Raw genomic sequence first — 10,032 nt, 5'->3', positions numbered from 1 at the left:
AGCTGGAAATTAATTTAATACAATTTTTGTCGTGTACTTAGAAATTGTTCTATTGGCGCTCGCAAGCGGGTGTTGAGATTGATTTATTAATTGAGAAAGGCCTCAAACTTTTTCCGATCGAAATTAAATCGGGTCAAACTTTTCAAGAAAATTGGTTCAGGAACTTGAATTTGTTCAAAAGCTACTCGAAGGAAACGAGTCCGCTAACCATAGTATACGGAGGCGAGAATTTTAGTTTTAGTAACAAAAACAAACTAGTGAACACATTCTCGCTGGCCGAACTGTTTGATTGAGGATTCGTTAGATGAATAGTGCTTGAAAATTTCGCGCCATTTCATTGCCAGTTTTTTTGCTCTAGAAATTCATAAACGATTTTTTTGGTATTGAATCTGAGAAGTAGGTTTTTTTGTGAAGTNCTTTGGTAATGTTTGCCTTGTTGTATTCGAAGGTAATTTCATTGAGTACCACTTCGGTTTCGGTGATTTTCACTTCAATTGGTGCTAGAGGCGCTGCTACGGTTACTTTTCCGTTTGGCGATTTAGCGATGGCAAACACGCCGTTTTCAAAACCGTCTTGTGTGGCTTGAATGCCGTAGGCTTTATTACACTCTACCGTGTAGCTTACCAAACCATTGGCATCGGCAGTTTGGGTTTGAATCGGGTTTTGTTTCTCATCGAGTATGGTTACCTGTGCTCCTGGGAGTGGATCGCCGGTTTTTAGATTGGTTACGGCAATCTGCGCCTCGACCGCACACAGGGGTTCGATCAGGTAAATGTCGTCGTTTCCGGTGCGGTTGCTGNATCTCTAAAGGAATTGCCAGCAACCGAATCGCCGGAAAAGGATTCGGAGAAAGCGAACCCAAAATCGATTGCAAAGAAAACTGCACCGAAGAACAATACGCCATTAACAGACGTAGCGAATTCCTAATCGTGAAGAAGTAAAGGGAAAACGAAAATTAAAATTAAAAAGGTCGAACTTAATTGTTCGGCCTTTCTAATTTATCATTAATCCATTTATATCCAAAATCTTCAACTTTATTAACAAGTTCATAAGCTGTTAGCTCCTCTGTGTCAAAATAGAAATGTGGACTTGGCACTCTAAAAGCTCGACTAGACTTTTTATAGTATTCAAATTTAGAAGGATGATAAGGAGCTACGGCAGTTAACAAACTTGGCAATCTTTCAAAATGATTAAAGAGAAAATCTATAGTACCACAGCAGTCTTCAATAGAAATCAAATTCACTAAATCTGCACCATTAATAGCCGAGTTTGATCTTGCCAAGGATAGAACAGGATGGCGATCAGTTCCTATCAGTCCGCCAAACCGTAGAACTTTGAATAAAGAATTTTCTAGGAAAACTATTTCTGACTGTTCTAATAGTATCTTTCGTTCCGATTGAAACAAACTTCCAGCTCCAATTGAACTAATAAAAATTGTTTTAATACCAATTGATACTATTGTAGTCTTCAATTTTTCAAGTAGGATTAAATAGTCTTCAGGTATTTTTGCCGAACTTGGAGGCAAGGCGATAATAATATGGCTTGCCGACTTCAAAATCTCAGAAATAGAATTTGGTAAATTGTCAGAAAACAAGTCTAGTGCACAAACGTTCGTTTTGGCGTCTAATTGATATCGGAGAGCGGCACTTCTTTTAATTCCTATTATTCTTTCAAAATGAAGCTTATTGGCTAAAGCATAATTTTGCCCAAGCCATCCAAACCCGATAATTAATAGTTCTTTTTTCATGGTTATTCTCTTTTCACAAGTAAGTAGTGCTCATTATCGAACATTCTATATCCTTGGTCGTAAATGTAAAAGTAATTTTCGCCGTTAGACGATCTCTCAATCATTGTTATCAGGTTAAAATCAAATCCGCGAATGACTAAACTTGCACGATTAGTTTTAGTAATTCCTTCACAGTTTAATTCACACAATATTCTGTGGTTCTTGCGTAGTCTTTCGTTAATCATCCTAACAAAACGACCACCTGATCGGTTGAGCTGATTGTGATGTTCAATGCGGCATGCATCACTGCAGAATTTTCTTCCATCTCTTCCAACAAGCTTTGTTTGGCAAACAATACAATTTTTTGTCATGGCGTATAATTTTAAGATGGTGTTAAAATTAAAATAGGAATTTGAATTTAGATTACGGAAAAACCGTAAAAATGTAATTGTTAATAACATAGCTAAACGTTTATAAACGTTTATTGATGAAAAAATACATTGTTGTTTAAATTCAAACACAGAAATTTGTTCTTATTAACAAAAACATTTATTGAAAAGCCATGGAAACAATTATTAGAAATCGCGTTATTCTACGCGGACACGCAGGTTCAGATGCAAAAGTGAAAACGTTCGACAGCAATCGAAAAATCGCGACGATTAGTATAGCAACCAACGAGAGCTATACCAACAGAGCTGGTGATAAAGTTGAAGAAACGAGCTGGCATCGTGTTATAGCCTTCGGAAAACTTGCCGATTTAGCCGAACAGCACGTTTTGAAAGGTAAGGAAATAGGAATTGAAGGAAAATTAAGTTCTAGATCTTACGAAGATGCAGCAGGCAACCGGCGTTATGTTACAGAAATTATTGCTAATGAGATTACTGTTCACAGCAAGAAAGAGGAAGAAGCTAAAGCAGAAAACTAGCGTAAACTCTTAAAGCGCTTCGGTGGCGATTTCTTTCCGCAGTTTTTGCACGACATCGATAGTAACGTTAATCCTCTACTTCGTATAGTTTTATCATTTCGAATTATCAATCGTGTTCGGCGTTTTCTGTATCTTCGATTAAAAAGAAATTTTGAAACGAATCGTTCACATAGATAAAAACCATCCAAGCTTGGTAACTGGACTAAGTGCTTTAGGTTTTGAAAACGTACTTCTTAATGAATTGCCTAGGTCTGAAGTTCAGAAACAGTTACATACGTATGACGGTATAGTTATCCGAAGCAGATTTCCCTTAGATGCTACTTTCTTGGAATCCGGCACTAATTTGAAGTTTATATGTCGAATTGGTGCCGGCCTTGAGAATATTGATCTCAAGTATTGTAAGGAAAAGCGAATTGAAGTTATTGCAACACCCGAAGGGAATGCAAACGCCGTGGGTGAACACACGCTGGGTTTACTTCTAAATCTAATGAATAAAATTAAAAAGGCAGATAAAGAGGTTTGTGCGGGACTCTGGCAGCGAGAAGCAAATCGTGGTTATGAAATCGATGGAAAAACAGTCGGAATAATTGGATACGGCGTTATGGGCAGCGCTTTTGCACGAAAATTAGCTGGCTTCGACTGTGAGGTTTTATTTTATGATATCGTTACAAAAGAAGCAGAGTACAATCATAAGCAAGTAGATATTACAGATCTTTACCAGAAAGCAGATGTTATAAGCCTACATGTCCCACAAACACCACTCACGCATTATTTAGCAAATAAAAAATTCTTTGATTCCTTTAAAAAGCCGATCTGGTTGCTTAATGTTGCTCGTGGTTCTGTTTTGGAAATTAACGCTCTAGTTAATGCACTAGAAGACGGAAAGGTTCTGGGGGCAGGTTTAGATGTACTGGAGTACGAAAGTACTTCTTTTCAAGCTAGTTTTGATCTGGAATCCAATCCAGATCTGCAATATTTAACTACCGCGACTAATGTCATTTTAACGCCACATATTGCTGGCTGGAGCTTCGAAAGCGAAGTGAAAATGGCACAGATAGCTATTTCAAAAATAAATGACTTCTATACACATGGGCGACATTAGACACTTCGTATTTTCTGACGCCGGTCGTATTTTCAAGTTTGAGAAGAAAAAGTCAACATCTGTTCGATATTTGTTAAAAAAATATTAAATTCGTTTCTTTTACGTTATGGAAAATTCGCAACCAACTGAATCTTGGAATACACCAAAGCAGCAACTTCCTTCTGATATTCCTGTTTTTAGAGTCGACCCACTTCTTGTACTTATTCTTGGGATAATCACATGTGGACTTTACCTAATTTATTGGAATATAAAAATTGGAGATGTGATGAATGCAGCGAATAAAAGGGAAGTAGTTTCCGGCCCAGTTGCTATCTTGGCAGGTTGCTGTTATCCAGTTAATGTTTACTTCTTTTACGTGGTGGCAAAAGATGGTCTACCAGCGGTCTATCAACTAAGCAACCGACCGCAGAAAGATGATACTACCCTGCTTTTGATCCTAGGATTTTTATTACCAATGGTGGCAGCAATGATAGTTCAAGGAGATGTCAACAAGCTATACGACCAAGCGTAACGATTTATTTGTTTTTACCCTATTTTCAATATTGATTATAGGAGTACCTCTAGCATTGATGCTCAATTCGAGCAGTAGTGAATTGCAATCTCAGCAATCGTTTTGTCCTTTTAAAATGTTAACGGGTCTTCCTTGTCCCGGATGTGGAATTACTAAATCAATCGTTGCTTTGTATGAGGGCAATTGGGTTGAGAGCATTAACTACAATCTTTTCGGAGTAGTAGCTTTTGTTTTGTCGGCTCTGTTTTTATCTATTCGAATTTTGTTAAAGACCGAGCAAATAAATATCTTATACTACCGTTTTTTCGTTAATAAAAAACTTACAATAAGTCTTGCTATAGGCATGGGCGTATATCACAGTATTCGCTTATACTATTTTTTGAGCTCTCACACATTCGATGATGTGCTTCGCGAATCAATTTGGCGATGAGTTCTATTAAAAACTAAAACTAAAGCTTTTTAAACAATTCTACCAATTACTAAAGTCTAAAAAGTAGAAACTCTTCTTTTGGGATAGTTGACAAAAAACAGATGCGCTACTGTCAAGCATTTAAAACTTCAAAAACAAACAACAAGGTGTAAAGAAATTTAAAATTGCTGTAACTACCATATCAAGTAGAATTATATAGGCAAAAATAGATTTAAAATCAAAAGCTATTCTTGCAACGTCGGCTTCCATCAGTAAGTGAAATACGCACCTATTCTAAAGCTACAAACAGATTCTAAGTAACTTACAAAGTTTACTGCATTTCTTTATGAATCTATTAATTACAGAAAGTTCTTAAGTAAAACACTAGTAAAATGAACCGTAGACTAATATGCAATAAAAAAGCCACCCTTTAACAGAGCGGCTTTATTAGTATGATTAACAAAAACCTAGTTAATAACGATATTATCGATCTGCATGGTTGTTGTAAGACCTGCTAAACCACTGCCAACATATTCAAAAACAAAGTAACCGTTTCCTGTAAGTGAGGCGGGTATTGCGTAGCTACCGCTGTTGGTAAAATTGGCTGGATAGCCACTTGTCAAACCCGCAGAAATAGTAAAGCTCGAAGTAATATCAACTAAGTTACTACTATTTACAATTGCGCCAGGAGTATAATTCTCAGCCGTTATATAATAAACTTTTAACACAGCGCCGTTCGTAAAACCTGCTTTAGACTGGAAAGAGAAAGTATTTGCTGTACCAAAATTAACCGGCACGTAAAATAGAGTTCTATTATCCTCTGGCGTTCCACCAAAAGAAGACATTTGGATGTACTTGTTTCCTCCAAAAGTTCGAACTTCCCAGTATCTTGATCCTGCAAACGGATCGTTAACATAGGCAGGGAAGGAACGGTTAGCTGGGGAAGTAGTTGTGTACGACTCGAAGTTTTCGTTTAAAGTGTTCACAAAATTCAATTGACTTCCAACTAGCGTTGGCGCTAAATCAACTGCAAGTCGTGGTTGGTCTAACATAATGTCGCGTGTTGTGCGTGCTAGGAATTGATAGTCACTTCCGAATTTTGTTAGAATACCGCGGACTTTTCCACTGTTTTGAGTTGCAATATCGCCCGCAAAAGACGCAAAACTTGATGTTCTGAAAATAATTCTGTTGTTATTGCGATCTTGTAGAAGGTGATTGGTTGCACCGCCTAAGTCGTTCGCAGCTTCATAGAGCGATCTTCCAACAACTTCATCTACAAATTGCACACCGTCGAGCTCGATCAATGTATTTAAGTTCGCATCGTTTAACGCTTGAGGAATTGTTAATGTGCGCACTAGTTCGCTTTCTGGCGCTATAGTACACGATTTCACAACTACTTTTCCTACATTAAACATCGAAATTCTTCCTACCGCAAAATCTCCAGAATCTAATTGGAACGCACTTCCGATACGCATAGAACCGTTGTAAATGTCGGTGTATTGGTCTTTCATTTTGATGTACACTTTCATACCCACTGGATAATTAGTGAAAGCACCAACGATATCTACGGGTACGCTAAATGCAACTGGTTGCTGACCAGTAGCTGGTTTGGTTTGCAGCGAAATACTTTTGTAGAAGTTTCCACCTTCGTCGCTTGAAACTACGTAGGCTTCAATTACATCGTCTCCCGTATATGGGAAAGCCGGATCAACTACCGGAGGCACTTGATTAATAATTTCCTGAACAGTTTTAGTCACCGTCAAAACATTATCTGCACAATCAGCAGAAGGCTCGGCAAAATCGTCATTAACGCAACTATTTACTGTTACAGCAAATAATCCGAATGCTAGATATCTTAATAATTTCATTTTCTTAAATATTATTTGTTGTAGTACACTCTAAACGAATCTATTTGGTATGATCCGTCCAAAGCACTGTTTGAACCGGAACCGGTATATTTAAAAGCTATACGCACTTTACCAGCTACATCATTCAAACTGATTTCCCCTGAATCTTGAAACTCAAAGTAAGTAGCGTCTGGAGTAGGTAAATTCGCTACGATAGGCGTCCAAGTAGCAGCGGCAATGTTGGTGCCATCGTAATTTGTAGAGTAAAAAACCTCCAACTTATTCTGTGCAGATGAAACGTAACTCTGTGAACTTTGAAATCTCAAAATCTCACCTTCTTGCTTATCTAAATCAATCTCTGGGCTAATTAACCAACCGATTGTACTCGCATCTGTCGACTGGAATGGGCTAAATTCCGCATAGCCGTTCCCTTGATAAATCTGTTGTTTCCACAAAACAGTTCCAGCTGTTGCTACGTTTTGCCAACCATCAATGGTTAACAAGGTATTATCTGCTGAATGCAAGAAGTCTTCAAAAGCTACCACCGGAGTGATATCTGGAATTGAAGTGTCATCTTCCTGTGTACAAGCGCCTGCCAGAATGCTTAATCCAGCGAAAGCTAAAAATTTAAATGCTGTTTTCATATCTGAGACTACTTAAAAGTTTATGTATAAATTTATGAAATATGTTCTTCCAAAACCGTAAAAGTAACGGTTTCCAAAAGCAGGAGTTCCGCTTGATACGTCTTGATTTAGTTCTCTCAAGTTTGCATTACGAGCTTGTTCAAATCCACCAGTTTTGTACTCGGTATCAAAAACGTTATTTATAGATGCAAAAAATCCAAAAGTGTTGCCTTTAATTCTCCAAGATTTACCTCCTGTAAGGTTTACTAAAGTGTATGGATCGAATTTTTCTTGCTTCAACAATTCGCGTGTTAGCTCAGGAGTAGCTTCTGGGAAAGGTAAGTTAAAAGGATCATTGAAGTTCGTAACGAAATCGTTCGTTCTCAATAAAGGTGCAATATCGATGTACGTATCTGCTAAATAGTTCACATTCGCCCCAATCCACCAAAATTTCGGATCGCGATATTCTAAGCCAAAGCTATATGCTTGTTGAGGCATACCAGCCTGACGATAATTGTCAATCAAAGCTTTACCTCTAGACGAAACTGGATTCAAAATCTCAGCATTGTCGGCAGCGGTTGAATCGCTATTTAAGAAAAGGTTCGGATTTCCATCAAAAATATACTCGCCATAAGATGCTGCAACTGTGGCTTTCAACGTAGACGTAATTTGGTACTCTGAACCGAATTCGAGTCCCATATTTCTGCGCCCAACTTCAGTCATGGTTTGTGCAACGAATGCCGATTCTGCTCCATCTCCACCTTCGTCTAGCACAGCGTCAGCGAAAAAGAACGTATTGGTAGTTGCATTTCTAACGCGGGTGATGAATCCGGTGAGTTTAAGTTTGAAAGTTGGAGTTCTCAAAATGTAACTTAAATCCATACTGGAAACATTTTCACTTTGGATGTTGTCAACAACATTGTTGTTTAATCTCGCGTTGAAAAATGTATTTCGCATTGTTGGTGCCTTAGTTAGGTGCGCACCATTGAAGTTGATGAAATTTCTTCCTGTTAATTTCCAAGTGAATCCGCCTTTGAATGCAAAGTTTTCGAAATCAACATTTTCGCTATCTCCAAAAGAGTTGTTTGGATAAATTCCATTTCTATAAAGACCTTCTCTTTGGTAGTTTGTAGCTGTAAACGATTGCGCTAAATAGAAATCTACTTTTCTGTAATTGAATCGGAATTGTGTGAAGGCATCTAGTGTGTTTGCACGAAGAATATAATTGTAACCATAACGATCTCCCACACCTACATTGCGGTTCGGGTTGTTCAAATCGGGTTGCGCTGCGTCTCCCGTGAAGAAAAAGTCGTAATCTGCGAAGTATGTTCCACCCAAGAGGTCAAGTACGTTTTGGAAATTCTCGGAACGCAATGTTCTGTATGAAACGCCCGCGTTTAGCGCTATGTTATCTGATAATTGTGAACTCAAAATAGAGTTAGCTACCCATAATTTATCGTCGGTACGATCTTCGTAAAGAATATAATTACTTCTTCCGTCTACGCTACTGCGGTTTGCTCGGTAAATAGCGTCCCAATTGATTTGACGGTTATTTAAGAACGTTTGTCGAGCTTGGTCGGCTAAAGCAACGTTAGCAGGATCATCTCCTTGGAAATCAGTATAGTCATCTAAGTTCCAAAGCGAAGTGTAGTAGCTAGGTAGGTTTCTGTAGTAGGTTGGTTCCCATAAAAATCCAATGCTATTTCCGTTGGCATCAATACCTGTAGCTTGTTCTGCGGCATCGATACGAGAGTTTCCAATCTTACCAAACTGATGCATTACGTTTGTAGTCAGTTTGTTTTTATCATTAATTTTCCAGTAGTGGCTCAACATGAAAACAGGCTCTTCTACTTCGCGAACACGACTATTTCTGCGTTCACCTTCCTGATAACCCCACCACGAGTTGTATTTAACCCCTGCTAAGTCTGTAACTTCTTGCGTGTTCGCCGAGTTTCTACCACGCTTGTTCTGCGCATAAATTGCTGTAAAGTTCAAGCTGTGATTTTCTCCAATTTTCTTTTCTACTGAAGCAAATAATGAGTTCGCATCGTAATCCGTGCCTTCAAAGTAACCTTGAGTTGCCCAACGACGACCAGCAGAAACAACGTAAGCCCAGCCATCTTTATTCATGCCCGAAGCATGAGTTCCCATAATTCTGTACGAATAGTTGGTATTTGTTCCAGCGAAAGAAACACGAGAACCTGGACGGTAAATCGACGCACGCGTATTAATTTCCTGTGTACCTAATATTCCGCCAAAGGTATAATCCGACGGAGCTGTACCAAAGGTAAACTCTTGGTTACGTGTTGCATCGTTTAGTCCTCCCCAGTTACCCCACTGTGGGCGACCATCAAGGATTTTATTCATGACAACGCCATTAATCATCGTTGTTCCGTACTCGTTATCAAGTCCACGTATTCTAAAACGCGCCTGACCCCAGTTGAAAGCAGCCGCTTGCTGGTAAACGTCGCGAGTAGCTTGTAAAAGCCCCGCCGTGTTTTCAGAACCAGAGTTGTCGTCACCTAAATCGTTTTCTACAATAGTAATTAAAGCTAATTGCTGTTCCTCGGTTTGGTCTTCTGTTAAAACAATTGTTCCCAAATCAAGGGTTTGCCCTTCTTCAATTTTAACATTCAAAAGTTGTCTGTTAAATCCGGCGCTAAGTACACTCACGATCTGGCTTCCTACCGGCGCCTTATCAATCGTAAATTGCCCAAGTTCATTTGTAAATGTTGTTAGAGCAGAATTTTCAACGCTAACAACTACGCCTTGTAATGGCTGTTTGGTTTTAGAATCAACTACAAGTCCGGTTACCTTAGATTCGGTCTGTGCCCAACCTACCAAAACCTGCAAAACAAGTAGTGTACTGATTACGAGTCTCTTCATATA

The 10,032-nt window shown here is 38.7% G+C and carries 10 protein-coding genes and 1 pseudogene; 6 read left to right on the top strand and 5 right to left on the bottom strand.

Features of this window, described 5'->3' with window-relative positions; all coding sequences use genetic code 11:
* The first annotated feature begins 44 nt into the window (after positions 1–44).
* A complete protein-coding gene (locus CHX27_RS15945; protein ID WP_094486750.1) occupies positions 45–293 on the top strand; it encodes a DUF4143 domain-containing protein in 249 nt (82 codons plus the stop codon).
* 61 nt (positions 294–354) lie between these two features.
* Here the strand turns inward: CHX27_RS15945 and CHX27_RS10580 are convergent, their stop codons facing one another.
* Positions 355–735 (bottom strand): hypothetical protein, encoded by a 381-nt coding sequence (locus CHX27_RS10580; protein ID WP_243388985.1) that lies wholly within the window; start codon positions 733–735, stop codon positions 355–357.
* A gap of 65 nt (positions 736–800) precedes the next feature.
* On the opposite strand from CHX27_RS10580, the pseudogene CHX27_RS15940 reads away from it, so the two are divergent.
* A pseudogene (locus CHX27_RS15940) lies at positions 801–941 on the top strand (OmpA family protein); the annotation flags it as partial.
* Positions 942–976: 35 nt separating this feature from the next.
* Here CHX27_RS15940 and CHX27_RS10570 read toward each other — a convergent pair.
* Positions 977–1,747 carry a Rossmann-fold NAD(P)-binding domain-containing protein gene (locus CHX27_RS10570; RefSeq protein ID WP_094486747.1) on the bottom strand — a complete coding sequence of 257 codons (771 nt, stop codon included), beginning with the start codon at positions 1,745–1,747 and terminating at the stop codon, positions 977–979.
* Between the two features lie 541 nt (positions 1,748–2,288).
* Between CHX27_RS10570 and CHX27_RS10560 the strand changes: the two genes are divergently transcribed.
* From CHX27_RS10560 to CHX27_RS15935, 4 genes are all read left to right on the top strand, one after another.
* On the top strand, positions 2,289–2,651 hold the full coding sequence (locus CHX27_RS10560; protein WP_094486746.1) for a single-stranded DNA-binding protein: 363 nt from the start codon (positions 2,289–2,291) through the stop codon (positions 2,649–2,651).
* Positions 2,652–2,802: 151 nt separating this feature from the next.
* A complete protein-coding gene (locus tag CHX27_RS10555) occupies positions 2,803–3,753 on the top strand; it encodes an NAD(P)-dependent oxidoreductase (RefSeq protein WP_207758957.1) in 951 nt (316 codons plus the stop codon).
* A 106-nt stretch (positions 3,754–3,859) separates the two neighbouring features.
* Complete coding sequence (locus CHX27_RS10550) at positions 3,860–4,264, top strand: DUF4234 domain-containing protein (RefSeq protein ID WP_094486744.1); 405 nt, start codon at positions 3,860–3,862, stop codon at positions 4,262–4,264.
* Positions 4,236–4,694 (top strand): DUF2752 domain-containing protein, encoded by a 459-nt coding sequence (locus CHX27_RS15935; protein ID WP_094486743.1) that lies wholly within the window; start codon positions 4,236–4,238, stop codon positions 4,692–4,694. Before CHX27_RS10550 ends, CHX27_RS15935 begins: the two co-directional genes overlap by 29 nt.
* A 446-nt stretch (positions 4,695–5,140) precedes the next feature.
* Here the strand turns inward: CHX27_RS15935 and CHX27_RS10540 are convergent, their stop codons facing one another.
* The 3 genes from CHX27_RS10540 to CHX27_RS10530 are packed head-to-tail and all read right to left on the bottom strand — an operon-like array spanning position 5,141 to position 10,029.
* Positions 5,141–6,541: a DUF5689 domain-containing protein gene (locus CHX27_RS10540; protein ID WP_094486742.1), complete on the bottom strand. Its 1,401-nt coding sequence runs from the start codon at positions 6,539–6,541 to the stop codon at positions 5,141–5,143.
* Positions 6,542–6,552: 11 nt separating this feature from the next.
* Entirely contained in the window at positions 6,553–7,164 is a 612-nt protein-coding gene (locus CHX27_RS10535) for a choice-of-anchor J domain-containing protein (RefSeq protein ID WP_094486741.1), read from the bottom strand.
* Positions 7,165–7,176: 12 nt separating this feature from the next.
* Positions 7,177–10,029: a carboxypeptidase-like regulatory domain-containing protein gene (locus CHX27_RS10530; RefSeq protein ID WP_094486740.1), complete on the bottom strand. Its 2,853-nt coding sequence runs from the start codon at positions 10,027–10,029 to the stop codon at positions 7,177–7,179.
* Positions 10,030–10,032: the final 3 nt, after the last annotated feature.

Source organism: Flavobacterium aurantiibacter, assembly GCF_002251775.1.
GTDB classification, from domain to species: domain Bacteria; phylum Bacteroidota; class Bacteroidia; order Flavobacteriales; family Flavobacteriaceae; genus Flavobacterium; species Flavobacterium aurantiibacter.
Note: the sequence above shows the minus strand (reverse complement) of the source record. Positions and strands in the feature narration are given on the sequence as shown.

Bases quoted from the DNA above. Each gene is read 5' to 3' on its own strand.
- CHX27_RS10540 (WP_094486742.1), bottom strand. From the start codon at position 6,541: ATGAAATTATTAAGATATCTAGCATTCGGATTATTTGCTGTAACAGTA.
- CHX27_RS10535 (WP_094486741.1), bottom strand. From the start codon at position 7,164: ATGAAAACAGCATTTAAATTTTTAGCTTTCGCTGGATTAAGCATTCTG.
- CHX27_RS15935 (WP_094486743.1), top strand. From the start codon at position 4,236: ATGTCAACAAGCTATACGACCAAGCGTAACGATTTATTTGTTTTTACC.
- CHX27_RS10530 (WP_094486740.1), bottom strand. From the start codon at position 10,029: ATGAAGAGACTCGTAATCAGTACACTACTTGTTTTGCAGGTTTTGGTA.
- CHX27_RS10560 (WP_094486746.1), top strand. From the start codon at position 2,289: ATGGAAACAATTATTAGAAATCGCGTTATTCTACGCGGACACGCAGGT.
- CHX27_RS10570 (WP_094486747.1), bottom strand. From the start codon at position 1,747: ATGAAAAAAGAACTATTAATTATCGGGTTTGGATGGCTTGGGCAAAAT.
- CHX27_RS10550 (WP_094486744.1), top strand. From the start codon at position 3,860: ATGGAAAATTCGCAACCAACTGAATCTTGGAATACACCAAAGCAGCAA.